General features: G+C 71.9%; 23 protein-coding genes. 11 read left to right on the plus strand and 12 right to left on the minus strand.

All coding sequences use genetic code 11. The features are described 5' to 3' along the window. Window positions 1-29 precede the first annotated feature (29 nt). From ACSDR0_RS08370 to sigK, 3 genes are all read right to left on the minus strand, one after another. Window positions 30-638 (minus strand): TetR/AcrR family transcriptional regulator, encoded by a 609-nt coding sequence (locus tag ACSDR0_RS08370; RefSeq protein WP_435288174.1) that lies wholly within the window; start codon window positions 636-638, stop codon window positions 30-32. 116 nt (window positions 639-754) lie between these two features. Further along, window positions 755-1,504: an anti-sigma factor gene (locus tag ACSDR0_RS08375; RefSeq protein ID WP_435288175.1), complete on the minus strand. Its 750-nt coding sequence runs from the start codon at window positions 1,502-1,504 to the stop codon at window positions 755-757. Beyond that, entirely contained in the window at window positions 1,501-2,091 is a 591-nt protein-coding gene (gene sigK, locus ACSDR0_RS08380) for an ECF RNA polymerase sigma factor SigK (protein ID WP_435288176.1), read from the minus strand. Before sigK ends, ACSDR0_RS08375 begins: the two co-directional genes overlap by 4 nt. Window positions 2,092-2,184: 93 nt before the next feature. On the opposite strand from sigK, the gene ACSDR0_RS08385 reads away from it, so the two are divergent. After that, complete coding sequence (locus ACSDR0_RS08385) at window positions 2,185-3,402, plus strand: FAD-dependent oxidoreductase (RefSeq protein WP_435288177.1); 1,218 nt, start codon at window positions 2,185-2,187, stop codon at window positions 3,400-3,402. A 65-nt stretch (window positions 3,403-3,467) separates the two neighbouring features. Next, window positions 3,468-4,799, plus strand: coding sequence for a class II 3-deoxy-7-phosphoheptulonate synthase (locus ACSDR0_RS08390; protein WP_435288178.1), 1,332 nt, complete (start codon window positions 3,468-3,470; stop codon window positions 4,797-4,799). A gap of 206 nt (window positions 4,800-5,005) precedes the next feature. Here ACSDR0_RS08390 and ACSDR0_RS08395 read toward each other — a convergent pair whose 3' ends face one another. Further along, a complete protein-coding gene (locus tag ACSDR0_RS08395; protein ID WP_435288179.1) occupies window positions 5,006-5,377 on the minus strand; it encodes a thioredoxin family protein in 372 nt (123 codons plus the stop codon). 789 nt (window positions 5,378-6,166) lie between these two features. Then, the gene (locus ACSDR0_RS08400) at window positions 6,167-8,524 is read right to left on the minus strand and encodes an ExeM/NucH family extracellular endonuclease (protein WP_435288180.1); all 2,358 of its coding nucleotides are present in this window, start codon (window positions 8,522-8,524) and stop codon (window positions 6,167-6,169) included. Between the two features lie 162 nt (window positions 8,525-8,686). Between ACSDR0_RS08400 and ACSDR0_RS08405 the strand changes: the two genes are divergently transcribed. Next, on the plus strand, window positions 8,687-9,748 hold the full coding sequence (locus ACSDR0_RS08405; RefSeq protein WP_435288181.1) for a pentapeptide repeat-containing protein: 1,062 nt from the start codon (window positions 8,687-8,689) through the stop codon (window positions 9,746-9,748). Window positions 9,749-9,962: 214 nt separating this feature from the next. Here the strand turns inward: ACSDR0_RS08405 and ACSDR0_RS08410 are convergent, their stop codons facing one another. Further along, complete coding sequence (locus ACSDR0_RS08410; RefSeq protein ID WP_435288182.1) at window positions 9,963-10,322, minus strand: MerR family transcriptional regulator; 360 nt, start codon at window positions 10,320-10,322, stop codon at window positions 9,963-9,965. A gap of 52 nt (window positions 10,323-10,374) precedes the next feature. Between ACSDR0_RS08410 and ACSDR0_RS08415 the strand changes: the two genes are divergently transcribed. Continuing rightward, the gene (locus tag ACSDR0_RS08415; RefSeq protein ID WP_435288183.1) at window positions 10,375-11,211 is read left to right on the plus strand and encodes an NAD(P)-dependent oxidoreductase; all 837 of its coding nucleotides are present in this window, start codon (window positions 10,375-10,377) and stop codon (window positions 11,209-11,211) included. On the opposite strand, the gene ACSDR0_RS08420 is transcribed toward ACSDR0_RS08415, so the two are convergent. Next, on the minus strand, window positions 11,208-11,366 hold the full coding sequence (locus tag ACSDR0_RS08420; protein WP_435288184.1) for a hypothetical protein: 159 nt from the start codon (window positions 11,364-11,366) through the stop codon (window positions 11,208-11,210). The two genes, ACSDR0_RS08415 and ACSDR0_RS08420, sit on opposite strands and share 4 nt — an antisense overlap. A 383-nt stretch (window positions 11,367-11,749) precedes the next feature. Here ACSDR0_RS08420 and ACSDR0_RS08425 point away from each other — a divergent pair, with 383 nt between their 5' ends. Beyond that, a complete protein-coding gene (locus ACSDR0_RS08425) occupies window positions 11,750-12,922 on the plus strand; it encodes an OmpA family protein (protein WP_435288185.1) in 1,173 nt (390 codons plus the stop codon). Between the two features lie 105 nt (window positions 12,923-13,027). On the opposite strand, the gene ACSDR0_RS08430 is transcribed toward ACSDR0_RS08425, so the two are convergent. Continuing rightward, on the minus strand, window positions 13,028-14,050 hold the full coding sequence (locus ACSDR0_RS08430; protein WP_435288186.1) for a pyridoxal-phosphate dependent enzyme: 1,023 nt from the start codon (window positions 14,048-14,050) through the stop codon (window positions 13,028-13,030). A gap of 130 nt (window positions 14,051-14,180) precedes the next feature. Continuing rightward, window positions 14,181-15,017, minus strand: coding sequence for an alpha/beta fold hydrolase (locus tag ACSDR0_RS08435; protein ID WP_435288187.1), 837 nt, complete (start codon window positions 15,015-15,017; stop codon window positions 14,181-14,183). A 165-nt stretch (window positions 15,018-15,182) separates the two neighbouring features. On the opposite strand from ACSDR0_RS08435, the gene ACSDR0_RS08440 reads away from it, so the two are divergent. Then, window positions 15,183-15,872: a permease prefix domain 1-containing protein gene (locus ACSDR0_RS08440; protein ID WP_435288188.1), complete on the plus strand. Its 690-nt coding sequence runs from the start codon at window positions 15,183-15,185 to the stop codon at window positions 15,870-15,872. 102 nt (window positions 15,873-15,974) lie between these two features. Here ACSDR0_RS08440 and ACSDR0_RS08445 read toward each other — a convergent pair whose 3' ends face one another. Continuing rightward, window positions 15,975-16,304, minus strand: a complete 330-nt coding sequence (locus tag ACSDR0_RS08445) for a helix-turn-helix transcriptional regulator (RefSeq protein WP_435288189.1) — start codon at window positions 16,302-16,304, stop codon at window positions 15,975-15,977. Window positions 16,305-16,470: 166 nt separating this feature from the next. On the opposite strand from ACSDR0_RS08445, the gene ACSDR0_RS08450 reads away from it, so the two are divergent. Genes ACSDR0_RS08450 through cydC form a run of 4 tightly spaced genes read left to right on the plus strand, consistent with a single transcriptional unit; the run spans window position 16,471 to window position 22,074 of the window. Beyond that, on the plus strand, window positions 16,471-17,655 hold the full coding sequence (locus tag ACSDR0_RS08450) for a cytochrome ubiquinol oxidase subunit I (RefSeq protein ID WP_435288190.1): 1,185 nt from the start codon (window positions 16,471-16,473) through the stop codon (window positions 17,653-17,655). Window positions 17,656-17,664: 9 nt separating this feature from the next. Next, on the plus strand, window positions 17,665-18,435 hold the full coding sequence (locus ACSDR0_RS08455; RefSeq protein ID WP_435288191.1) for a cytochrome d ubiquinol oxidase subunit II: 771 nt from the start codon (window positions 17,665-17,667) through the stop codon (window positions 18,433-18,435). Between the two features lie 16 nt (window positions 18,436-18,451). Further along, window positions 18,452-20,257, plus strand: coding sequence for a thiol reductant ABC exporter subunit CydD (cydD, locus tag ACSDR0_RS08460; RefSeq protein WP_435288192.1), 1,806 nt, complete (start codon window positions 18,452-18,454; stop codon window positions 20,255-20,257). After that, on the plus strand, window positions 20,254-22,074 hold the full coding sequence (gene cydC, locus ACSDR0_RS08465) for a thiol reductant ABC exporter subunit CydC (protein WP_435288193.1): 1,821 nt from the start codon (window positions 20,254-20,256) through the stop codon (window positions 22,072-22,074). Before cydD ends, cydC begins: the two co-directional genes overlap by 4 nt. 75 nt (window positions 22,075-22,149) lie before the next feature. Here the strand turns inward: cydC and ACSDR0_RS08470 are convergent, their stop codons facing one another. Next, the gene (locus ACSDR0_RS08470; RefSeq protein ID WP_435288194.1) at window positions 22,150-23,544 is read right to left on the minus strand and encodes a S1C family serine protease; all 1,395 of its coding nucleotides are present in this window, start codon (window positions 23,542-23,544) and stop codon (window positions 22,150-22,152) included. 190 nt (window positions 23,545-23,734) lie between these two features. Next, complete coding sequence (locus ACSDR0_RS08475; RefSeq protein ID WP_435288195.1) at window positions 23,735-24,856, minus strand: NAD(P)/FAD-dependent oxidoreductase; 1,122 nt, start codon at window positions 24,854-24,856, stop codon at window positions 23,735-23,737. Window positions 24,857-25,099: 243 nt separating this feature from the next. Between ACSDR0_RS08475 and ACSDR0_RS08480 the strand changes: the two genes are divergently transcribed. After that, window positions 25,100-25,570, plus strand: a complete 471-nt coding sequence (locus ACSDR0_RS08480; protein WP_435288196.1) for a MarR family winged helix-turn-helix transcriptional regulator — start codon at window positions 25,100-25,102, stop codon at window positions 25,568-25,570. The last annotated feature ends 29 nt before the right edge of the window (window positions 25,571-25,599 follow it).

A 25,599-nucleotide genomic window follows, 5' to 3' on the forward strand; every position in this document is an offset into this window, starting at 1 on the left:
CCGGCCCTCCTCGTTCTCGTCGCCCGGCGTCAGGCCGCCGAGGCCCGCAACGCCGTGAGGGCCGCGTCCAGCGCCACGCGCAGCGGCTTGATCGACCGCGCCGTCTGGGTCAGCAGCAGGCCTCCCTGGAGCGCCGCGAAGACCGCCAGGGCCAGCTCCTCGGGGTCGGCGTCGGTGCGCAGCAGGCCGGTGGCGCGCATGCGGGTGAGCCCCGCCCGCAGGTATCCGCACCAGCGGTCCATGTGCGCGGCCAGCTCGGCCGCGCGCTCGGGATCACTGCCCATGAGCTCGCTCGCCATCGTCCCGATCGGACAGCCCCAGTGCGGCTGCGAGTCGTAGTGCGCGATGACGGCGTCGCGCCAGCCCTCCCACGCCTCCCAGGTGTCGAGCGTGTCCAGGAACGGTCTCTGCGCCTGGAGCACGCGCTCGGCCTGGAACGACGCGATCGCCGCGACCAGATCACGCTTGCCGTCCGGAAAGTAGTGGAACAGCTGGCTCTTGCTGGTCGCCGTCCCGGCGCGGATGTCGTCCAGGGTCGTGCCGCCGACCCCGCGGGCCAGGACCAGGTCGGCGGCGGCCTCGACGATGCGGGCGCGCGTGAGTGCCCCCTTGGCGGTGAACTTCGCCGTGGTCGACATGCCCACAGCATAACCCCCTGGACCGTACGGTCCAATCTGCCGATTCGGCGCCCCCGGCGCCGTCCCGGGCTCGCCGGACCGGGGGCGGCGCCCGGAACCGCGACCGGCCGGGCCGGTCAGGTCGCGGGAAGGTCGGCGATCATGATGGGGGTCGTGGTGGGCCGGTCGGAGCCTCCCGCGGGTTCGACGGTCAGGCCGACCCGCTCGTCACCGCGCAGGGGGGTGGCCAGGACCGGGACGACGGTGCCGTCGGCGGCCCGTTCCAGCAGTCCCGCCGGGCGGACGCCGTCACCGCCCATCATCCACAGCTCGTAGACCTGGGAGCCGGGCAGCGGCGGCAGGCCGCTGGCGGTGAAGAGCATCTTGCCCTGGGAGGGCGCCACCACGATGACGCCGGTGCCGCCGGAGGAGACGGGTCGCCTGACGGTCTCGGCGTCGGGGGCCGCCACCACGGCGACGACCTGCCGGAGCCGGTCGCGCTCCCTGTTCGCGTCGACGACGGCGACGCCGAGGACCGCCGCCGCCGCGACCGACACCGCGGCCAGGCCCGCCAGGACCCGCCCGCGCCACCGGGAGCCCGAGCGCAGCGGCACCACGTTGTCCGGCTCGGGCCGGGCGGCCCCGCGCTCCAGGACCGGCGGCTCCTGCCGCACCTCGGCGATCTGCGCCATGACCCGGGTCTTCAGGGCCGGGGGCGGGAGTTCGGCCGCGCCCATGGCGAGCCGGGCGGCGGTCTCGGAGAGACCGCGCACCTCGACGGCGCAGGCCTCGCACCGGGACATGTGCGCCTCGAAGAGCGCCACGTCCTGGTCGGGCAGCGCGTGCAGCGCGTACGCGCCGGAGAGGGTGTGGAGGTCGTCGTTCACTTTTCCACCCCCATGCAGTCGCGGAGCCTGACCAGGCCGTCGCGCATCCTCGTCTTGATCGTACCCAGCGGCACCTTAAGCAGCCCGGCCACCTCCGGGTAGCTGTAGCCGCCGTAGTAGGCCAGGGTGACGGCCTGTCTCTGCAAGTCCGTCAGGCCGCCGAGACAGCGGCGCACCCGCTCTCCCTCCAGCCGGGTGGTCACCGTCTCGGAGACCTGGTCGTAGGGGACATCCCCGGACATCCGGGAGACCCGTTCCTCCCTGTTCGCGGAGGCCTGGGCGGAACGGACCCGGTCGACGGAGCGGCGGTGTGCCATCGTCATCACCCACGCCAGGGCACTGCCGCGGGTCCGGTCGTACCGGGAGGCGCTGCGCCAGACCTCGACCAGCACCTCCTGCGCCACCTCCTCGGCCTGCGCGCGGTCGCGCACGACACGCCGGGCGAGGCCGAAGATCGGGCCGGCCAGCAGGTCGTAGAGCCGCTCGAAGGCCCGCTCCCGCCCGAGGGCGACCTGGGCCAGCAGGTCCTCCAGGCCGGGGGGATCGCCTGGATCCGGTGCCCCCGCGGGGTCGCGTTCTGTCCTCACCTTCGCAATTCGACACCGGATGAGGGGGGGATTGCCAGCGAACCTGTTTTCTTCCGCCGAATCCTGTGCCAGTATTTCACTGGGTGATGAATTATGAGACGAAACACATGCGTGATCGCCGGGGGCGGCCCGGCGGGGGCGATGCTGGCACTGCTGCTGGCCAGGGCCGGCGTCGAGGTGACGCTCCTGGAGAAGCACGACGACTTCCTGCGTGACTTCAGGGGTGACACCATCCATCCCTCGACCCTCCAGATCCTCGACGAGCTGGGCCTGGCCGAGGATTTCCACCGGCTCCCGCACCGCAAGACGTACGAGATGGAGATCCAGACCGACGACGCCACGGTGCCGGTCGCCAATCTGAGGGGACTTAAAGGCAAATATCAGTACATCGCCTTCGTTCCGCAGTGGGAGTTCCTCGACCTGCTGACCACCGCCGCCAAGCGGTATCCGAACTTCCGCCTCATCATGGAGGCCGAGGTGCACGGGGTGATCCGCGAGGACGACGCGGTGCGCGGGGTGCGCTACCGGGACACCTCGGGCGAGCACGAGCTGCGCGCGACGCTCACCGTGGCCGCCGACGGCCGCCACTCCGACGTACGCCGGGCCGCCGGGCTCGTCCCCGTGGAGCACAGCGCCCCCATGGACGTGGTCTGGTTCCGGCTGCCCCGCGAGGCCTCCGATCCTCGAACGACGTTCCTGCGGGTGTCCAACGGCCACATGATGGTGTCGATCAACCGCGAGACCTACTGGCAACTCGCCTACCTGATCCCCAAGGGCGGCTTCGAGGCCCTGCGCTCCCGGGGGATCGAGGGGGTCCGCGAGCCGGTCGCCAAGATCCTGCCCTTCCTCGAAGACCGGGTCGGGCGGCTGCGGGGATTCGAGGACGTCAGCGTGCTGTCGGTCGCGCTCAACCGGCTGCGCCGCTGGCATCGCCCCGGCCTGCTGGTCATCGGCGACGCCGCGCACGCCATGTCGCCGGTCTTCGGCGTCGGCATCAACCTGGCCGTACAGGACGCGGTCGCCGCCGCGAACCTGCTGGCCGGACCGCTCGCCGCCGGGACCCCGATCCCCGAATCACTGCTCGCGAGGGTCCAGCGGCGGCGCACCCCGCCCACCGTGATCACCCAGTTCGCCCAGCGTCTTGTCCAGAACCGGCTGATCCGGCCGGCGCTGACCGAGCACCCCCGGCCGGTGCGGCTGCCGCGCGACGTCTCCCGCCTTCCCCTGATCGGCCGCCTGGCCAGGCGTTTCATCGGCCTGGGCGTCCTGCCGGAACATATTTCCAGCCCGGTGGAATCTCACCAGGTATAAAGACCTTCTCACTACGTGGACAATCGGGTCTGTTCGAACGGCCAGTTGCAATAGCCTGGTACGTCGTGAGCATCAACCTCGATTCCTGGCGGCAGCTGCCTGCGGCGCAGCAACCCGAGTGGCCCGACCGCGGCGAGCTGGACAAGGTCGTCGCCGAGCTGAAAGGGCTCCCGCCCCTCGTCTTCGCGGGCGAGTGCGACAACCTCAAAGCCGATCTCGCGGCGGTGACGCGGGGCGAGGCCTTCGTCCTTCAGGGTGGGGACTGCGCCGAGACCTTCGGCGGCGCCACCGCCGACGACGTGCGCAACAAGCTCAAGACGCTGCTCCAGATGGCCATCGTGCTGACCTACGCGGCGAAGGTCCCCGTGGTGAAGATCGGCCGGATGGCCGGGCAGTTCGCCAAGCCGCGCTCGAAGAACTCCGAGATCCGCGACGGCGTCGAGCTGCCCGCCTACCGGGGCGACATGGTCAACGGCTTCGACTTCACCCCCGAGTCCCGCATTCCCGACCCGGGGCGGCTGCTGCGGGCGTACCACTCCTCGGCGGTGACACTCAACCTGGTCCGCGCCTTCACCAAGGGCGGCTACGCCGACCTGCGCCAGGTGCACGCCTGGAACCAGGACTTCGTGATCGAGTCCCCGGCAGGCAAGCGCTACGAGCAGCTCGCCCGCGAGATCGACCAGGCGCTGGCCTTCATGCGCGCCTGCGGGGCGGAGCCCGAGGAGTTCCACACCGTCGAGTTCTACTCCTCGCACGAGGCGCTGATCCTCGACTACGACCGGGCGCTCACCCGGATCGACTCGCGGACCGGCCGCCCGTACGACGTCTCGGCGCACATGGTCTGGATCGGCGAGCGCACCCGCCAGCTCGACGGTGCCCACGTGGAGTTCTTCGCCAGCATCCGCAACCCGATCGGCGTCAAGCTCGGCCCGACGACCAGCACCGAGGACGCCCTCGCGCTGATCGAGAAGCTCAACCCGGACAACGAGGCCGGGCGCCTGACCTTCATCACCCGGATGGGCGCGTCGAAGATCCGCGAGCACCTCCCCGAGCTGGTGGAGAAGGTGACCGCGAGCGGCGCCCAGGTGGCGTGGATCTGCGACCCCATGCACGGCAACACCTTCGAGGCGCCCAGCGGCCACAAGACCCGCCGCCTGGACGACGTCCTGAACGAGGTGGCGGGCTTCTTCGAGGTGCACCGCGCGCTCGGCACCCACCCGGGCGGCGTCCACATCGAGTTCACCGGCGACGACGTCACCGAGTGCGTGGGCGGCGGCGCCGAGATCGTCGAGGACGACCTGGCCAGGCGTTACGAGACGGCCTGCGACCCGCGCCTCAACCGCGGACAGTCGCTTGACCTGGCCTTCCGGGTGGCCGAGCTCTACCGCTCGGTCTGATCCTCCGGGCCGGGCCCGGCGCCTCCGGGCTCCCGGCCCGGCCCCGGGCCCGCTCCTTCCACAGCGCCTCCGGAGCTCCTTGGGACCTTCGGGATCTTCGGGGCCTCGGATCACGCGGCCATGGGGTCACGGGTCACGGGTCATGCGAAAGCCCCGCGCCATCGGATTCTTCCCTCCGGCGGCGCGGGGCTTTCGCGATCCGGGCATCAGCCCTTCTGGGCGCCCAGCTCGTTGGCGAGCTCGGCGCGGATCGCCTCCATGTCAAGCGCGCGGACCTGGCCGATGAGGTCCTCAAGGGCGGGCGCGGGCAGTGCGCCCGGCTGGGCGAAGACGACGATGCCATCGCGGATGGCCATGATCGTCGGGATCGACGTGATCTCGAATCCCTGTGCGAGCGCCTGCTCCGCCTCGGTGTCGATCTTGCCGAACTTGATGTCGGTGTGCTTCGCCGACGACTTCTCGAAAATCGGTCCGAAGGTGCGGCACGGTCCGCACCAGGCCGCCCAGAAGTCCAGCAGGACGATCCCCTCGTCGGCGATGTCGTTGAAGTTCTTCTCGGTTACCTCGATGGTGGCCACCGGTGGCTCCTCCTGTCGTTCACGTCTGTATGGCTGGCATAACCACTTCCCCTCCCCGCGCATTCCATCCCGCCGTCCCGCCGGGCACGGGAGCTCGCCGGGCCGCCGTGGCGCGGCCGAAACCGCGAGGTCACCCGCCGGATCCGCGAAAACGCCGGTCTCCGCGGTCAGGGTCCTCCCCACGATTCGCCCACCTCGCCCGGGGTCTGTTCTCCGCCGTGGGCCACGTCGTGGCGCTCGCCGGCGGGATGACCGTCCCCGCGGGTCCGGTCCGTCCGCGAGCCGCCGTTCGATGATCGCGGCCCCCGGTCGCCCGTACGCGGCGGACAGCGCGTTCCCGCTCCACGGGTGCGTCCGCGTGCCGGCGTGAGGCGCGCGGGCCCGGCCGGGTGAGGTGTTCGGGGATCGCCGGAAGAATCCACAGAACCGACAGGGGCGGGCACAGAAAGCGGCCGAACGACTGGCGCCCATCCTCGCACTTCTGGTTTACAAGAAAACACACGTAGCATCCGAAGTAACGTAAAACGCCCCCGTTTATAACCGGGGGCGTTTCGCATTGCGGGGACGGCCCGTCCCGGCGGATGGTCCGGCACCGAGCGGTGCCGGACCGACGCCGAGCGTGCGGGGCGGCACCGAGCGGTGCGGAGCGGTGCCGGACCGACGCCGAGCGGTGCCGAGCGGTGCGGGGGTGCCGAACCGGCCGGCGAGACCTCTGCCGGGCCCCCGCCGCGGGACCTCCTCGGGACCGTCAGCCCCGCGGAGGTCCCGCGTCACTCCTCGCGGTCCGGATCAGCGCCTTCCGCCGGACAGCGTCAGCCCGATGACCACGGGGTCGTGGTCGGAGGAGCGGAACGCGTCGGGCTCGTAGAGGCCCGGCGGGTTGAATTCGGTGTTGTAGTCGAGGATCCGGCTCTCGTCGGCGTTGATGTGCCAGATCGTCGTGCTGGTCACGCGCTTGAGCAGGTCCTTGCCGACCAGCGCGTGGTCAAGCTCGCCGACCAGGCCGTCGAAGAGGTAGCTGTAGCGCAGCGGCGCCGGGACGAACTTCTTGGTCACGCTGGTCAGGCCGGCGGCCTCCAGGGTGTCGATCGGGTCCTCCTCGCCGTAGGCGTTGAGGTCGCCGAGGACCAGCGGGTTGGTCAGGTTCAGGCTGTCGATCAGGCCCAGCGTCGCCTGCGCCTGGCGCACGCGCTCGCCGTTGTAGCAGCTCTGCCCGTCACCCTGGTCGGCGTCCGGGCCCACGGCCTGCTCGTCGCAGCCCTTGGACTTGAAGTGGTTGACCAGCACGGTGAAGGACTGGCCGCCCTGGACCCGGCGGAAGGTCTGGATCAGCGGGGGCCTGCGGAAGACCGGGTCGGTGGAGGACCGCGCGGCCCCCACCGGCTCGACCCTGCCCGGCTTGTAGATCGCCGTCACGTGGATCAGGTCGGTGCCCGGGTAGGGGTGGGTGATCGCCGCGTAGGTGCCCGCGCCGACCTGGGCGTTGAGCGCGTCGACCAGGGCCTGCACCGCGGTCTGGCCGTTGTTCTGGACCTCCATGAGGCCGACGACGTCGGCGTTCATGCCCTTCAGCGCGGCGACCAGCTTGGCCAGCTGACGCTGCTGCTCGGGGGCGTTGCTCGCGCCACGCGAGCCGAGGGTGGTGAACCAGTTGAGCGTGTTGAAGCTGGCCACCTTGACGTTGCCGATGACCGGGAACGGTACGGGCAGGCGCGGGTTGAGCCGCAGGAAGTTGATCTGTTTGGTCGGCTGGAGACGATACTTGCCGAAGCCGTACCCCATCACGCCGGTGACGCCGATCGCGGTGTCGCCCAGGCGGACGGTGCGCGGCTCGGTGTAGGGGATCGTCGCCGGGTTCTCCGCCGAGGAGCCGTCGTCCACCAGCAGGGTGCGCCGCGCGTTCTTGGCGGCGTCCACGCCCGGCCGGTCGGTCGGCTGGAACACGCGTCCCTCGGAGGCGACGGTGACCTCACCGTAGCGGCCCAGGTTGTAGTGGTCGTTGAGGGTGAGCGGCTCGGGGAAGGTGACGAGCATGTTCTCGACGGGCTCGAAGGTCACGCCCTCGGGACGCGGCAGGCTCTGCCTGGCGGGCGCGACGGTGCCCTTTCCGCAGACGTCCACGGCGGTGACCGGCGACAGCTCGGTCCAGCCGTTGAACTCCACGGCCCTGCCGGTGACCAGGACGCGGTCGCCGACCTTGACGTCCTTGAAGGAGCTGCGGGCGAAGACGAACAGGCCCTCGGAGGTGGCCGGGTCGGCGTCCGGGGTCGGGTCCTGCAGGAAGAAGCCGCTGAGCTGCGTGGTCTCCTGGAAGTCGGCGGTCACGACGCCCTCGACGCGGACGTTCTGGCCCGCCAGCGGGCTGACGTCACCGCTCCCCTGCACCTGGGCGATCTGGTGGGTGGCCGGGGTCTCGCACGGCTCTCCCGGCGGCGTGGGCGTCGGGGTCGGCGTGGGGGTGGGCGTCGGCGTCGGCTCGACGGCGCCGCAGGGCGCGGCGGCGGTGGCCCGGTTGCGCGGCGCCGGGGCCACGGCCTCCACGTCGGTGCCGTTGACGTCGGTGTCGGCGCAGCCGTGCTCCTTGCGCAGGCCCGCCAGCGTGGCCGAGAGCGCGGGAGCCGCGGTGCCCTCGAAGTAGTTGGCGCCGCCGTACCCGACCAGGTCGGCGATCAGTGCCGTCTGCTCCGGCGCGCAGGGAGCGGAACCGCCGTTGCATGCCAGGCCCTCGGCCGAGCGGACCAGGACCGCCTTGCCCGCGGAGCCGCTCAGGTTGATCGTCCCGGTGGTGTCCGCCGCGGGCAGCGGGGAGCCGTTGGCGCCTCCGGCGAGCTGGACCAGGTGGTACTGGCCGGGCGCCAGGGTGCCCGCCAGGGGGACGACCGGGTTGGCGCCGAAGTTTCCCGTACCGGTGGCGCTCGCGTACTGGACGGACCAGCCGTCCAGGGCGACGGGCGCGGCGCTGCGGTTGAACAGCTCGACGTAGTCGTTGGCGAGCGGCGCTCCGGTGTTGCCGCCACCGCCGTAGACCTGGCTGATGACGACGGTGCCCGGTTCCGCCAGGGCCGGGGCTGAGGCGAGGGCCGCGACGCCGGTGGTGGCGAGGCCGACGGCCACGAGGGCGGCGAACGCCCGGGATAAAGCACGCATGAACCGGAGCGTAAGGCCCAGTGCATTGCGGAACACTCACATATAAGTGGATAGACGGTGAAATCGAGAATCTTGACACTTCATGTCTATCCGGCCCGGCCAGTTATGGCTTTCCTTGACCTAGAAGTCGCTTGCCCAGCCGTCTGCGGGTATCACTTGAACATGAGAACTCTGGACGTGGGTTGGGTCACCTGCGCCGCCTCCCCGGAGTGCGCGGGATCCGCGCGGCAGCCGTACGGGCGGTGTCTGGCCCATCTGGACTCCGCCGAGCTCGACGAGGTCGTCCGCGGCCTCTCCCCCGGCTCCGCCGTGGACCTGCGGGCCACCTTCGTCGGCAGGGATCTGCTGGAACGGATCCTCACCGCCACCCGGGGGCGCCTGGGCCGGGCCAGGTTCGACTGGGCGACCTTCCCCGAGAGCGTGCGGTTCGGCGACATGGCGTTCGGCGGGGACGTCTCGTTCGACCACGCGCACTTCCAGCGCCTCGCCTCGTTCTTCAACGCCCGTTTCGCACGCAACGTCTCTTTCAGGGAGGCCAGGTTCGACCAGGGGCTGTCTCTGCACGGTGTCGCCATCACCGGGCACGCGGCCTTCGACCAGGTCTCCATCGACGGTGACGCCCTGTTCGGAGGGGCCCTCTTCAACCGGACCGCGTCCTTCGAGAGCGCCGACTTCCACGGCTTCGTGACCTTCGACGGCACCGGCTTCGTGGGCGACGCGACCCTGAGAGGGTGCAGGTTCCGCCGTACGGTGTCCTTCCGCAAGACGAGCTTCGGCGGGCTGGCCGGGTTCGAGGGGGCGCGTTTCTCCTCGGGCGGTTACCTGGCCCCGATCTCGGTCGGCCGCCACCTGACCCTCGCCGGGGCGTGGGCGGGCAAGGGCCTCGACGTGACCACGGGCGGGTGCTCGGTGGACCTGCGGCGCCTGGAGGTGGGCGGGCGGCTGAACGTCCGGCTCGACGACGCCGAGGCCGATCTGGAGGGGGCGACCCTGCACGGCCCCGCCACGGTACGGGGCCGGGACGGCGCCCGGCTGACCTCGCTGCACGAGGTGGACGCCGCAGAGCTGGAACTCGCCGACCTGGACCTCAGCACCTGCCTCTTCACCGGCATCCGCCATCCCGAAGGGCTCCGGATGAGCGGCTGCGCGCTCGCCGTCGTCCCGCGCGGGGCGCGCCTGGGGTTGCGCTGGTTGTCCCTGTGGCGCACCCCCGACCACGGGTGAGACCTCTCGCGAAACCGCCCGGCTCCTCGGAAGTACGGCCGGGGCGCGGCCGGAGCGCGGGGAGGTACGAGGGCCGAGGAGGTACCGGAAGGCGCGGGACGCCACGCGGGACCGGGGTGACACGCGGGACCGGGGTGATACGGGGGACCGGGGTGATACGGGGGACCGGGGTGACACGGGGGGCGGTCAGAACGTCCGGGGCCGTTCGACGAGGTCAGCCGGCCCGCCGTTCACCGACGATGATCGTGTCGAGGTTGGCGCGAGTGGCCTCCAGCTCGTCGATGGCCTCGTCGATCCGGGCACGATGCCGCACCAGCCCGTCGACCAGCTCCGGGCAGCCGGGCGTCAGCAGGCCCTCGTCATCGACGATGCACGGCAACACCTCCAGAATCTGAGCGGTGCTCAGACCGGCCGCGAGCAGAATCCTGATCCGCCGTACCGTCGACACATCCTCGTCGCCGTACACGCGATAACCGCTCGGCCGCCGCTCCGGATTCAGCAGACCTTGTTCCTCGTAGTACCGCAGCGCACGCTCGCTGACACCCGTCCGCCGCGCCAGCTCCCCGATTCGCACACTCACTCCAGAGTTGACTCTGACGTCGACGTCAAGGTTTAGCTTAACCGGCATGACCTCCGTGACCGTCCTCGGGCTCGGCCCCATGGGACACGCCCTGGCCACCGCGTTCACCGCCGCGGGCCACCCCACCACCGTGTGGAACCGCACCCCGGAAAAGGGAGACGACCTCAATGCCATCGTCGCCGACACCGCCACCGAGGCGATCACGGCCAGCCCGCTCGTCGTCGTGTGCGTGCTGAACCACCAGGTGGCGCGGTCGCTCCTCGACACCGACGCCCTGAAGGGCCGCACCCTGGTGAACTTCACCGGCGGCTCACCGCGGCAGGCCCGCGCGATGGCCACCTGGGCGGCAGAGCACGACATCGGCTACATCGACGGCGTGATCATGGCCACGCCCGCGGCCATCGGAGGGCCGGAGGCGGCCCTGTTCTACAGCGGGTCCGGCGACGCCTACGAGACGCACCGGCCCGCACTGGCCGCGCTCGGCGAGAACGCGAACTACCTCGGCGAGGACCCCGGCCGGGCCGCCGCGTTCGACGCGTCCCTGCAGGACCTGTTCTGGACGGCGATGAGCGGCGTGGTGCACACGTTCGCGCTCGCCGCCGCGGAGAACATCGGCCCGTCCGACATCGCCGGGCACGCGAAGGCGATGCTCGGCTTCTTCTCGGACATGATCGACCAGGTCGCTCGGCAGGTCGCCGCGGGTCACTTCCCCGGTGACGACTCCACGATCACCTCCGCCGCGGCGGCCATGGACCACATCCTCGGTACCATCCGCGCGAACGACCTCGACAACGGTGTGCTCAGCGCCGCGCGAGCCGAGATGCAGCGAGCGATCGACGCCGGGTACGGATCAGAGGGAGTCGGCCGGCTCGCCGCGCTCTAGGGGGTGCGGCCGGAGTACGGCCGGCGCGGAGCCGGGTGGCGATCCGTCCCCACGAGGACGCCGCCGCCCAGCACCCCCACCCGCCCGGACTCCGCCGCCGCGCCCACCTCGCACCCCAGCACCCCCACCCGCCCGGACTCCACTGCCGCGCCCACCTCGCACCCCATCGCCCGCGGCACGCCCGGCGCGATCGCCGCGGAGCCGTTCCGACCCGCGGCGCCGGTCTTCGTTCGACGGCTCCGGCGTTCGTGATCGTTTCCTGGGAGACAACCCCGCCAAGCACGTACACGCCTCGACACGACGAAGCGTCCCAGCTTGTGGATCATCCCGGAAACCGGCGTTTCCGGGACGGGCGCCGGCTCGGCCGACAGGCTCTCGCGCGGATCGCGCGGATCGCGCGGATCGCGCGGATCGCGCGGATCGCGCAGGTCACGCAGGTCACGCAGGTCACGCGGAAGCCCTCATGGCCGCGACGGCCGCATTTCCAAGGACTCTCGCTCTACAAATGTCGAAGGCCGGATGCCTATCGTCATCGTCCATGAGAACCTTTGTCATCGGTCTGCTGGTCGCTGCGCTCAGCGCGTGCGGCGCGAACGGTGTCGCGGGCGCCGGTGGAGAGGAACGTCGGAGCGTCTCTTCCACCCCCTCGTCGCCGATCGCCTCTCCCTCGGTCCCCTCATCCTCTGCTCCCGGTACCCCCGGTGAGCCCTCCCGCGGAGAGACCACCTCGGGGCCCGAGCCGACGAGTTGTCCCGATGGGACGCTCATCCCCGCCGTCGAGATCCCGGCCGTGCACTCCGACGCGGTGCGGATCCCCGAAGCGAAGGTCGGCGGTGTGACGATTCCCGCGACCACCATCCCCGGCGTCGACATCCCCGCCCAGCGGGTTCCCGCCCAGTGCACCGAGATCAAACCGGCGCCCGGCGGCTGCCTCGGCGCGGCGAGCATTCCCGAGACGGGCATTCCCGCCGTGGAGATCCCGGCTGTCGAGATCCCCGGAGTGAACGCGGGCGATCTCAAGGTCGACCCCGTCCGCGCCGACGCGGTCAGGGCCGACGCCGTGCGAGCCAGGGCCGTCTCCACCCCCGAGGTATGCCGGCGCAAGGCACGGGGCGGCGGGCTGGTGCCGTTCGTGATCCGGCCCTTCATCATCAGGCCGTTCATCATCAGGCCCTTCGTCATCAGGCCGTTCGTCGTCCGGCCGGAAAAGTGCAACGACAAGGGCGAATGCGTCCCCGCCGTGGAGGTGCCCGCCGTCGAGGCACCCGCCGTGAACGTGCCGTCGGTGGAGATCCCCGCAGCTGAGCTGAAGTCCTACGAGGTCGGCGGGAGCGAGGTCTTGGAGGGTGAGGACTCGATCGCCTACAACCTCAACGCCGACGTGCTCTTCGACTTCGACAGCGCGGACATCAAGCCGGGCGCGGCGGCCGAGCTCAAGCGCATCGCCCAGCAGATCAGCCGGAAGTCCGCAGGCGACTCGGCCATCCAGGTCGACGGCCATACCGACGACAAGGGCGAGGACGCCTACAACGTGAGACTCTCGCAGCGACGCGCGCAGGCCGTGCTCGGCTGGCTGGCCGGCGAGGGCGGCCTCGACCGGGCCCGCCTCAAGGCGACAGGGTACGGCGAGACCAAACCCGTCCGCCCGAACATCACCGACACCGGGCGCGCCAAGAACCGCCGCGTGGTCATCTCCACCGAAACCTCTTGACCGGAGCTCGCACCGAGCGGGGGTCCCGCGACTCATCGGGAACCAGCCGCCGCGTGAATGTCTCCACGCCTCACTCAACGAGCGATCACCGAGTGAGGCGTGGTTTCACGCGTTGAGCATGCGTGCCAGCCGTGCCGCGTACGCTCTCCAGTCCAGTCCCCTGCCCTGCGCCCAGGCGTCGTCGTGGCAGGTCCGTAGGTGACGCTCGCCGGCGTCACCGATCACGGTGACCATCTCGCCGCGGACACCCCGGTCCCGCATGCGGACGGCGAGCTCCAGCGCACCCCACAGGTTCGTCCCGGTGGCGGCACCGACCGCCAGCCCGGTCACTTCCCGCACGCGGCGGGCAGCGGCCACGCTGGCGGCGTCGGGCACCGGAACGACCAGATCGACGAGAGAGGCGACGAAACCCGGCTCCATGCGCGGCCGGCCGATCCCCTCGATCCGGGACGGCATGCCGGTGGCGTAGTCGTCGGCGCCACTCGCCCAGCCGGGAAAGTAGGCGGAGTTCTCCGGATCGACCACGGCCAGCTTGCCTGGCAGACGGTGATCGCGTAGATGGCGGCCGACAGCGGCGGAGGTGGCACCGGTGCCCGCGCCGACCACGATCCACGCCGGACACCGGTCCGCCTGGCCGAAAAGCTCCTCCGCCAGGCTTCCGCCGCGCCAGTCGACGGTCGCGGCCGAGGTGTAGTAGTCCAGGTAGCAGCCGCCCAGCCGCTCGGCCAATCCTGCGGCCTCGTCGTAGATGGCCGGCGGTGGGTGGACGGGCCGGCAGGTCCCGCCCAGCCGCTCGACGCCCTCCCCCCGGGAGCCCTCCGGCATGACAGCGGTGTACGGCAGATCGAGCAGCCGGGCGAAGTATGCCTGGGCGGCCGCCATCGCGCCCCCTGCGGCCTCCACCACAGGGGTGCCCTCCACGATCCGGCCGGTGGCGATCGCGGTCGTGAACAGGGCCCGTGCCAGCCGGTGCTTCAGGCCGCCCGTCGGCTGGACCGACTCGTCCTTCAACCAGAGCCGTACTCCCCAGTCGCCGGGCAGCGGGAACGGCCGCAACGGGGTGGGCCCGACCTGCGCCATCTCCTCATCCAGCCGCTCGATCGCCCCTGTCGCCCATGCGCTGATCATGAGGAGAAATCTATCTGCCAGGAGGTGCCGAAGATCGGTGGGAGCCACCTCGCCGGCCTTCGTCTCCGCGGAGCCGTCTCGTGGATCCGAAGCCTTCGGCCCATCTGAAGATCCGAAGTCCGTCCAGGCCCTAGGAGGTCGAGCGGGTGGTCTCCTCCGGGCCGATTCCGGCCAGGAAGGCCGTGACGTCCTGGGCGAACCGCCTGCTGCGGAAGGCTCCCAGGTGGCCCAGGCCGGGATAGGTGATCAGGCGGCCGTCGCGGACCCCCTCGGCGGTCTCCCGGAAGAGCTCTACCGGATAGTCCAGGTCCCTCTCACCGCCGAGGACCAGGGTGGGGGCGACGACGTCGTCGAGGCGGCCGGTCAGGTCGAATCCGTCCTCCGCGCGAGCGAAGGCGAGCATGTCACGGGGGTCGTCGGGGCGCGCCAGCGGATCCAGCAGCCACAGCAGCGCCCCCGCCAGGGCCCGCCCGGCGGGCGAGGCCGCGGCCGTGACCGCCTGGTGCTGCAGGCCGCGCCGCCCGGCGGCGACCGCCTCGGTGTAGCGGCGCTGGAGCCCCCTGACGCCCGGCGTGAGCCGGTGTGCCGCCCCGGCCACGACCAGCGCGCGGACCACGTCCGGGTGGTCGGCCGCCATCTGCAGCGCCACCGAGCCTCCCGACGACAGACCCATCGCGTCGACGGGTCCGCCGAACTCCGCGCGGAGGGCCTCGGCGTGCCGGGCGGCGATGTCGGCCATGGTCGTTCCGGGGGCCATGCCGGGAGGGCGGCCGACGGCGTACAACCGGAAGTGGCGGGCCAGCGGGGCCAGCACCCGCAGTTCCACGCCGCGCGCCAGTCCGGCCGGGTTGGCGTGGGCGGGGGTGAACCAGCGCAGCACGACGAGCGGCGAGCCGCCGCCGAAGGTGAAGTACGGCAGGTCGTGGGCCAGCGTGCCCTCCCACACCTCGATGTCCCTGATCCTCACGACGAAGCCCCCTCCCGCCGGACGTCGCTGGATTCGAGCGTATTCGCAGGTGGAGGCAGGTCGACTCCGGGTCTTCTCAGGGTGGTCCCCGATGCGCGGGTTCCGGGCGGGGGACCAGGATGGGAAAGTCATACCCTGGATGGGAATCGGGCGACTGGAGCGTATATGGCAGGCACCGGGGTCATCGAGGATTACGTGACCGGGCTCAGCCACGCTCTCAGAGGTCCTCGGAGACCGAAACTCGACATGATCACCGAGGCGCGCGACAGCCTGCTCGACACCGCCGAGGCGCTGGAGAGCGACGGTCTGGGGCGCGACGAGGCCGAGCGGGCCGCGGTCGAGGAGTTCGGGCCGATCGGCGAGATCGCGCCCGGTTACCAGGAGGAGCTGTCCAACGTGGCGGGCCGGAGGCTGGCCACGCTGCTGTTCGTCACCGTGCCGCTCACCGCGATCATGTGGAGCGTGATCTGGAGGATCTTTCCCACCACCCCGACGGCGTACGAGGAGATGCCGGACTGGTTCATCATGGTCGCCCGCGGCGTGGACATGCTCCAGATGTTCATCGGCCTGATCGGCGGGCTCGCGCTGTTCGCGCTGCGCCGGGGCCTGCGCAGGATCAGGCGGCCCCGGCTCGTCACCCGGGCCCTGGGCCTGTTCGTCTGGGCCATGCTGCCGGTCATGCTCGTGTCGTGCGGGGCACTGATGTTCGGCTCGCGGAATTCGGCCGGGTTCGACGACTACCCGCCGGGGATCGGCGCGTCGCTGGTGAGCTACGCGCTCTGGCTCCTCCAGCTGTACGGGGCCTTCCACTGCCTGAGCCTCACCCGGCGCGCACCCGCCCCCGTGACCGTCTGACCCCTGCCCCGCGCGACCCGGTGACCGCACGACGCCGGTGACCGTACAGCCACTGGTGATCGGCGGGTCGCCGGGTGCGGCCGGGCGGCGCTCCGGGAGGCTTCAGCGGGTGGTGCGCGGTTCCAGGACGCTGCCGATGGCCCCGGTGAACTCCCGCCAGGCGGAGCGCTCTCCGGCGAGGGCCGTGCGCCCCGAGGAGGTCAGCCGGTAGGTGCGCCGCCTGCGCCCGCTCACCGTGGCCCACTCGCTGGCCAGGTATCCCGCCTGCTCCAGCCGTCGCAGCGCCGGGTAGACCGTGCCCGTCGGCACGTTCAGCGCGCCGCCGCTGCGCGCCTGGAGCGCCTCGATGATCGCGTAGCCGTGCAGCGGCTCGTGCTCCAGCACGGAGAGCAGCAGGGCGTCCATGTGGCCGCGGAGCGCGTCGGTGTTCACGCGGCCACCTCCGCCCGCCAGACGAATCCCGTGTCACCGCACCCGGCGGTTCGTTCACTTCGCTCGCTCACGTCGTCACCCTACCTCCCGTATAGACATGCTACATGTAGGCGTTCTACATGTAGAGTGCCTATAGATAGACAGACATAACAACGGAGGTGAGACCGTGAACGTGCTCGACCTGGCCCGGACACAGTTCGCCGTAACAGGGAGCCTCCACTTCCTGTTCGTCGTGCTGACCCTGGGCCTGGCCCCCCTGATCGCGATCATGCACACCCGCTACGCCGTCACCGGCAAGCCGGTCCACGAACGGGTGACCCGCTTCTGGGGCCAGATCTACGTGATCAACTACGCGCTCGGCATCCTCACCGGGCTGGTGATGGAGTTCCAGTTCGGCATGAACTGGAGCGGCCTCTCGCACTACGCCGGGGACATCTTCGGCGCGCCGCTCGCGATCGAGACGCTCGGCGCGTTCTTCCTGGAGTCCACCTTCCTGGGCCTGTGGATCTTCGGCTGGCACCGGCTGCCGAAATGGCTCCACGTGGCGTGCATCTGGGTGGTGACGCTGACCGCCTACGCCTCCGCCTTCTGGATCATGGTGGCCAACTCGTTCCTGCAGAACCCGGCCGGAGCCGTGGAGCGCGACGGCCACCTGGTCCTGACCGACTTCGGCGCGCTGCTCACCAACCCGGCACTGACCATGGCGCTGCCGCACGTGCTCGGCGCGGGCCTGTGGACCGGCGGTTTCGTGATGATGGGGGCCAGCGCGTACCAGCTGTTCCGGCGCACCGCCGAGCGGGAGTTCTTCACGAGCTCGCTCCGCACGGGAGTGATCACCTCGCTGGTCGGCTCGCTGATCACGGTCGGCTTCGGCTACGCCCAGTTCTTCGCGGTCGAGACGGTCCAGCCGGGCAAGTTCGACGACGGGGGCCTGGCCGGGCTGGGGCTCGGCTTCATGATCCTGATCGGCGAGCTGCTCAACCTCCTCATCGTGCTCGTGCTGGCGCCGACCGTGTACTGGCTGCCGCGCTGGCGCTGGACGCACCCCGTGATGATGGCGATCACCCCGCTGCCGTTCGTGGCGGCGATCCTCGGCTGGCTGGCCAGGGAGTCCGGCCGGCAGCCCTGGCTGATCAACGGGAAGCTGACCGTCGCCGACGCCATGTCCCCCGGCCTCACCTCCGGGATGGTCACCCTCTCGCTCATCGCCTTCGGCGGCGTGCTCGCCCTGCTCGCGGTGATCGACTACGTGCTGATCGCCCGCACCGTGCGGCGCGGGCCCACCGCCGTCACCCTCGGCGCGGACGCGCCGGCCGACCCCACCGAGCGCGCGCACGCGCTCAGCCACTAGGGAGAGACCGTGGACATCCTCTGGCTCTGCGTGTTCGCACTCCTGCTGATCGGCTACTTCGCCCTGGAGGGCTTCGACATCGGCCTGGGCATGCTGCTGCCCGTGCTCGGCAGGACGCGAAAGGACCGGGACGGGATCGTCGCCGCGATGGCGCCGTTCGTCCTGGCCAACGAGGTGTGGCTGGTGGCCGTGGCGGGCGTGCTGTTCGGCGTCTTCCCCTCGATCGAGGGGGACGTGCTGTTCGGCCTCTACCCGCTGGTGGTCTCCCTGCTGGTGTCGTGGATCGTGCGCGACGCCGGGCTCTGGTTCCGCCGCCGCGCCGACGGGGGCGCGTGGCGATCGACCTGGGACTGGGCGATCATCGTCGGCTCGTACGGCCTGGCACTGAGCTGGGGCATGGCCCTGGTCGCGGTGGCCGGGGGCCTGGCAGGACCCGCGATCGGCCTGCCGGGACTGCTGGGCGGGCTGGTGGTGGCCGCGCTGCTCGCCTTCCACGGCTGGACGTTCGCCTCGTGGCGGCTGCCCGGGCAGGTGACCGGCGCGCGCCGCACCGGGTGGGCGCTCCTGCTCTCCGCGTGCGCCGCCGCCGCGCCCGTCGCGGTGCTGCTCGCCGTACTCACCCCCTGGCTGCTCGACCATACGGCGCCCGCCGGGACGCTAAGTGTGCTCAGTGTCATGATCCTGCCCTTCGCGCCGGTCATGGTCGGTGGGCAAGTATGGGTATGGCGGACGTTCGGTCCCCGGCGCGCCGCCTCCGATCGGGTTCCGTCGTTCTTCTGAGCTCTCTAGGGTTGGCATGCACAAGGATCTCGTACGGCTGGCACTGGGCGAGCGGGCCGTCCGCCGTCACCTTGCCGTGTGCCTGGCCGCCGCCGTACTGGCCGGTCTGCTCGTCCTCGTCCAGGCGGAGCTGCTCGCCGGGGTGCTGTCCGGGCGGTTCGCGGTCCTGGCCCTGATCCCGCTGGCGCTGGTCGTCTGCGTCCGGGCGCTGCTCGCCCTGGTGCAGGGGGACGCCGCCGGGCGCATGACCACCGGGGTGAAGTCGGCCCTGCGGCACCGCCTGCTGGCGCGGCTGCGGGATCTGGGCCCCGTCAGGCCGGCCTCCCAGCGCTCGGGCGAGCTGGTGACGCTGACCGGCCGAGGGCTGGACGCCCTCGACCCCTATCTGTCGGGCTACCTGCCCGCGGTGGCGGTCGCGGGCGTCGTGCCGATCGCGGTGCTCGTCCGGCTGTTCACCGCCGACCTGGCCAGCGCGGTGATCGTACTGGTCACGCTGCCGCTCATCCCGATCTTCGGGGCACTGGTCGGCATGCACACCAAGGCCGTGACCGAACGCCAGTGGAGGGCCCTGTCCCGCCTCGGCGGGCACTTCCTGGACGTGGTCAGGGGCCTCCCCACGCTGCGGGCCTTCGGAAGGGCCCGCTACCAGGCCGAGGTGATCCGGCGGGTGGCCGACGCCCACCGGGCCGCGACGATGCGCACGCTGCGGGTGGCGTTCCTGTCCTCGCTGGTGCTGGAGCTGGCCGCGTCCCTGTCGCTGGCCCTGGTCGCCGTCCCGGTGGGCCTGCGGCTGCTGTCCGGCTCCCTGGACCTGTCGACCGCGCTGCTGGTCCTGCTCCTGGCGCCGGAGGCGTACCTGCCGCTGCGCAACATGGGCGGCAGGTTCCACGCGGCCATGGAGGGCGTCGCCGCCGCCGACGAGGCGTTCGCCGTGCTCGACGGGCAGGCGGAGTCGACGAGGGCGGCGGGGGCGCCAGTGGCGGCGGAGGCCACGGGAGCTACGGATGCCGCGGGGGCCGTGGGGGCTACGGGAACGGCGGGGGCAGGGCTTTCGCGCGGCGGACACGCGGGCACGCGTACGGCGACGGGTCCCCCACCGCGCCCCGGACCCGGATCGGGAGTGGCGCCGGAGATCCGGCTGGAGCACGTCACGGTGCGCTATCCGGACCGCGAGGAGGCCGCGCTGGAGGACGTGTCGCTGGTGATCGCGCCCGGCGAGCGGGTGGCGCTGGTCGGCGAGAGCGGAGCGGGCAAGAGCACCCTGCTCCACCTGCTGCTCGGCTTCGTCACCCCCACGGAGGGCAGGGTGCTGGTCGACGGCGCCGAGATCGGCGACTACGGCTCCTGGCGCGCGCGGCTGGCGTTCGTACCGCAGCGCCCGCACCTCTTCGCCACCTCGGTGGCCGACAACATCGGGCTCGGCGCCCCCGGCGCGACCGTCGGCGAGATCAGGGCCGCGGCGCGGGCCGCGCAGGCCGACGAGTTCGTCACGGCGCTGCCGGAGGGGTACGACACCGTGCTCGGCGAGCGGGGGACGAACCTGTCGGCCGGGCAGCGACAGCGGGTCGCGCTGGCCCGCGCGTTCTGCCGCCCGGACGCCGGGCTGCTCCTGCTGGACGAACCGACCGCCCGGCTCGACGGCCGCAGCGAGAGCGCGGTCGTGAACGCGACCCGCGACCTCGCCGAGGGCCGCACCGCCGTGATCGTCGCCCACCGGCCCGCGATGATCGACCTGGCCGACCGGGTGATCCGGATCGCCGACGGCCGCGTGGTGGCCGAGGAGAGATCCCCGGCGGGAACGCGAGAGGAGATCTCCTCATGACCGATGTCAACAACCTCCCGGCGGGCCGGGCAACAGGACGACCGGCGCTCCGGATCGATGGACGGCCGGCGGACCAGACGGGCGAGCGGCCCGCGAACACCGGCGGGCGACCGGCGGCCCGGACAGATGAGCGGCCGGCGGGCCGGAACGGTGGGCGGCTGGCCCTCGCCGCGGCGGCGGGGGCGGCGGCCGAGCTGGCGGGGCTCGGGCTGATCGGGTCCGCCGCGTGGCTCATCACCAGGGCGGCCGAGCAGCCGCCGCTGGCGGCGCTGAGCGTGGCGATCGTCGGGGTCAGGGCGTTCGCGACGACCAAGGGCGTCTTCCGCTACGGGGAGCGCCTGGCCGGTCACGACGTGGCGCTGCGGGCCCAGGCGACGACCAGGGAGCGGCTCTACCAGGCGCTCATCCCCACCGGATCGTTGAACAAGCGGGGAGCCGACCTGCTCAGCCGCATGGTCGACGACACCGACGCGGCGCAGGACCTGCTCGTACGCTGCCTGCTTCCGGCGATCGCGGCGCTGGTCACCGGCGTGACCGCGGTGGTGATCGGGCTGTTCCTGCTCCCCGCGGCGGCACTGGTGCTCCTGGCCGGTCTGCTGGTGGCCGGCGTGCTGATCCCGGCGGGCACGGCCGCCGCCGCGCGGCGCTGGTCGGCGCGGATCGCCCCGGCGCGGGCGGACCTGGCGGCCCGGGTCGCCGACCTGGTGCACGGGGCGGCCGACCTGGCCGCCTACGGGGCGGACGGGCGGGCGCTGGCCGCCGCCGCCGAGACCGACGCCCGGCTGGCGGCGCTGGAGCGCAGGCAGGCACGGGCGAACGCGGTGGCCTCGGCCCTGGGCCTGCTCACCCAGGGACTGACCGTGGCGGCCGTCGTCCTGCTGGCGAGGAGCTTCGGGGCGGGTGCCGTGACCACCGCGGTGCTCGCGCTGATCTCGCTGGTGTCCTTCGAGCCGGTGCTGCCGATGGCCGCGGCCGGGGAGCGGCTGACCGGGGTACTCGCCGCCCTGCGCCGCCTGCGGGAGGTGGGCGCGACCCCACCCGCGGTGGCCGAGCCGGCCGTTCCCGTCACGGTCCCCGGCGGGCCGCCGACCATCGAGGTCGAGAACCTGGTGGTCCGGCACGGCGCCGGTCTCGCCCCCGCGCTGGACGGCGTCAGCCTGACCCTCACCCCCGGCAGGCGCGTCGCCCTCGTCGGCCCCAGCGGCGCGGGAAAGAGCACCCTGCTGTCGGCCTTGATGCGCCTTGTCGAGCCCGAGTCGGGGACGATCCGGATCAGCGGGGTGGACGTCAGGGAGCTGGCGGCCGACGACACCCGGCGGGTGATGACGGGACTGACGCAGGATCCGTACGTGTTCCAGACGTCGGTACGGGACAACCTGCGGCTGGCGGGCCCGGAGGCGGGTGACGGGGAACTGGCCGAGGCGGTGCGGCGGGCGCGCCTGGACCGGTGGGTGGAGCGGACCGGCTGGGACGCGGTGCTCGGGGAGGACGGGCGTACGGTGTCCGGGGGCCAGCTGCAGCGGCTGGCGCTGGCGCGGGCGCTGCTGCACGACCCGCCGGTGCTGCTGCTGGACGAGCCGGCCGAGGCCCTGGACGAGACGACGGCCGACGCGCTCATGGCCGACCTCCTGGACGCCACCCACGGCCACACGACGCTGCTCGTCACGCACCGCCTGCGCGGGCTGGAGCTGATGGACGAGATCGTCGTACTGGAGAACGGCTCGGTGACGCAGCGGGGCACCCACCGGGAGCTGGTGTCCTCTCCCGGCTACTACCGCGACCTGTGGCGCTCGGAGGCGCTGACCGCCGGCCGGTGAGCACCGAACAGGTGAGCGCCGCCGGGGTCGTGGCCCGTGTCCACGACCCCGGCGGCGCGTCCGCCTCTGGGACCCTTACTCGCCGGTCTTCTCGGCGAGGGTCACGGTGACGGTGCCGGGCTGCCCGTCGCGGACGTAGGCGATGGTCACCTGCTGGCCGGGCTTGAAGCCGCGGACGGCTCCGACCACGGTGGCGGCCTCGTCCACGGTCGTGTCGTTGATCTTGGTGATCAGGTCGCCCTGCTCGATGCCCGCCTTGGCCGCGGGGCTTCCCTCGGTGACCTGGCCGACCAGGGCGCCGCCCGCGTCCCCGGTGGCGTCGGTCACGCTCACGCCCAGGAAGGCGTGGGAGACCTTGCCGCTCTCGATGAGCTGCTCGGCGACCTGGTTGGCGGTGGTGATGGGGATGGCGAAGCCGACACCGATGCTGCCCTCCCCGCCGTTGGTGGCGATGGCGGTGTTGATGCCCACCACCTGCCCGGCCGCGTTGACCAGCGCCCCTCCCGAGTTGCCGGGGTTGATCGCCGCGTCGGTCTGGATGGCGCCGCCGATGGTGGTGGCCCCGCTGCCGCCCTGCTGCTGCCTGCCCCAGCCGGGCGGGAGCTGCTGCTGGCCCTGGTCGCCGCCGACGGTCAGGGTACGGTTCAGCGCGCTGACGATCCCGGCGGTGACCGAGCCGGACAGGCCGAGCGGGCTGCCGATGGCGAGGACGGAGTCGCCCACCTTCAGCCGGTCGCTGTCGCCGAGCGAGGCCTTGGTGAGATCGGAGACGCCCTCCGCCTTGATGACCGCGAGGTCGGTGGCCGGGTCGGTGCCGATGATCTTCGCGGTGGCGGACTTCCCGTCGCTGAACTTGACGGTCACCTGGCTGCCAGGCCCCCCCTGGCCCCCGGCCTCCACCACGTGGTTGTTGGTCAGGATCAGGCCGTCGGCCGACAGCACCACCCCGGACCCCTCGCCCCCTCCGGCGGCGGTCCTGACCTCGATCGACACCACGGAGGGCTGGACGGCCTGCGCGATGTCGGCGACCGTGGTGGCGTTGCCGACCGGGCTGACCACCGGGCTGGACGACGAGACCTGGGCGCTGGCGCCGCCGTTGAGACTCGTCGCGACGAAGGCCCCCGCGACCCCGCCACCGACGGCCATGGCCGCCAGCGCGAGACCGGTGCCAATCCTCTGCCCGGCGGTGAGCCGCCCTCGCTGCGGGGGGACCGCCCCCGGTCCTCCCGCTCCCCCGTATCCCCCAGGTCCCCCGGGCCCCCCGGCCCCTCCGTATCCCCCGGCTTCTCCGGGCGCCTCGGCGCCGAGCCGCTCCGGCACCGGGTGGATCAGCGTCGGCTGCGGCCCGGTGTCGGCGTCGGCGCGATAGGCGCCCGCGCGCGGTGGCACCTTGCCGAACTGGGTCCAGCCGTCGTTCCCGGGGGTCGCCTCGGCCGGTGTGCCCTGCTGCTCATTCCTGTTCGGGTCCATGTCTTCCCCCAAGTCCTACGTCCCCCCCGATCGGACGGGGCGGAGACCGGTACTCACCGGCTAGCCAAAACAATGCCCGATGGCGCGTAAGCCCAGGTTAAGAGCCTGATCGCGGCGACCGGGATCCTCTGACAACGGCTTTATCAGGCGTGCTCAGCGAGGGTCCCGGTCACTCGAAATCACCGGACGACTACTTCGGGAGCTCCTTGTCCCCGCCCCCGAAGACCTCCGTCTGGCGCTCGACCAGCAGGCTGCGGCCCTTGATCTGCGCGACGGCGGGGCCGTCGAGGATGTCTTCCTGGCCGGGGAACTGGCCCGCGCCGCGATCGGGGCCCAGCGGCACCACGATGACGGGCGGCATCGGCTCGTACGCCCCCAGCTCCCCCTCGCCGGTGATCAGGGCGCGGATGTTCGCGGCGACGACCTCGGCCTGCATTCCCGCGTGCCCCGCCATCGGCGGGCCCAGGGTGGTGATGTCGCCGAGCGCGAAGACGCTGTCCTGCCCGGTCACCCGCAGCTCGGGGGTCACCTCGACGAGCCGCCTCGCCGTGAGGGCGGGGGACAGGTCGTCGGCGAGGTAGCCGGTGAGGGGCGTGACGCCGTAGCAGCGGTACCAGATGTCGGCGGTGACCTCCGTGCCCGCCTCGGTCGTCACGGTGAAGGTCGCGGCGGTGCCGGGCTCGGTCGGCGGCGCCTCGCGCAGCGGGCTGCCCAGCAGCAGCTCGACGCCGAGCTCGTCCAGCTGGCGGCGGAGTTCGGCGCGCAGCTCGGGCCGGTACGGGCCGGGGAGGATGTCGTCGCCGATGTCGGCGACGGTGACGCGCTTGTCGGGCCAGACGGCCCTGATCTCGCCGGCGAGCTCCAGGCCCACCGGGCCCGCGCCCAGCAGCAGCACCCCGTCGGCCGCCGCGAGGGCCCGGTGTGAGGCCCGGTAGTGCTCGTGCGCGGCCTCGGTCTCGAGGGCGTCGCTCTTGCCGGGGAACGGGTAGGAGGAGCCGGTCGCGAGCACGATGTAGTCGGCGGCGATCTCCTCGCCGGAGCCGAGGACGACGCGCTTGGAGTCGACGCTGACGGCCCGGTCGCGGACCACCCGGCCCCGGGCGAGCAGGGTGTCGTACGGGAAGTAGACGTGCGGCAGCCACCTCGGGTCCACCAGGGCCCGCAGCGCGGCGACGTTGTGCACGAAGGCGTCCTTGGGGTCGACGAGCACGACGTCGGCCACGGCGTCGAGCGCCTTGGCGACGCGGACGCCTCCGTAGCCTCCGCCGACCACGGCGACGGTGGGCTGCCATGCGGGTGCGGTATCGCTCATCACAGGTTCTCGATCTCTTTCTGGTACGGAATCACGGTGGTCCGGCACGGGCCGTGGGCCCGGACTGCCGTCAGCCGGGCCCGGTCGCCTCGCGGCGGACACGTCGGCCTGGGCCTCGAAAACGGGCCTGACCAGGCCGTACGTGCCGATGCGGCGTCCGGCATGTCGTTGACACTAACATATCGTTGAAGAGCATCAACTATTTAGATTCATCGATCATTCGATGCGTGTTACGGTATTGACATGGGAGTCGAGGACGTCCGTGCGCCAAGGGCCGTGGATCGTCTCGGCATGCTCCTGGCCCGCCACGGCACCATCACGAACGTCCGCATGCGTCAGGCACTCGGCGTGACCGGCCTGACCCCCAGGCACGCCGTCACGCTGATGAACCTCGAAGAGCGCGGCCCCATGGGCCAGCAGGCCCTCATCGAGGCGCTGGCGGTCGATCCCAGCGTGCTGGTGGCGATCCTCAACGACCTGGAGCGTGACGGGCTCGCCGAGCGCCGCCGCGATCCCGCCGACCGGCGCCGCCACATCGTGGAGATGACCGCCGCGGGAGCGGACGCGCTCACCAAGGTGCAGGAGGCGCTCACGACGCTGGAGCGAGAGCTGTGCTCCGCCCTCGACGACGAGGAGATCGTCCAGCTCCACGGGCTTCTCAGCCGTATCAACACCTCGGTCGAGGAAGAGAAGAAGGCCTGCGCCGAGGAATGACCGCCCGGGTTCCCGGCGGTCGTCGCACC

It is taken from the genome of Streptosporangium sp. G11, assembly GCF_051192615.1.
Classification (GTDB): Bacteria; Actinomycetota; Actinomycetes; order Streptosporangiales; family Streptosporangiaceae; genus Streptosporangium.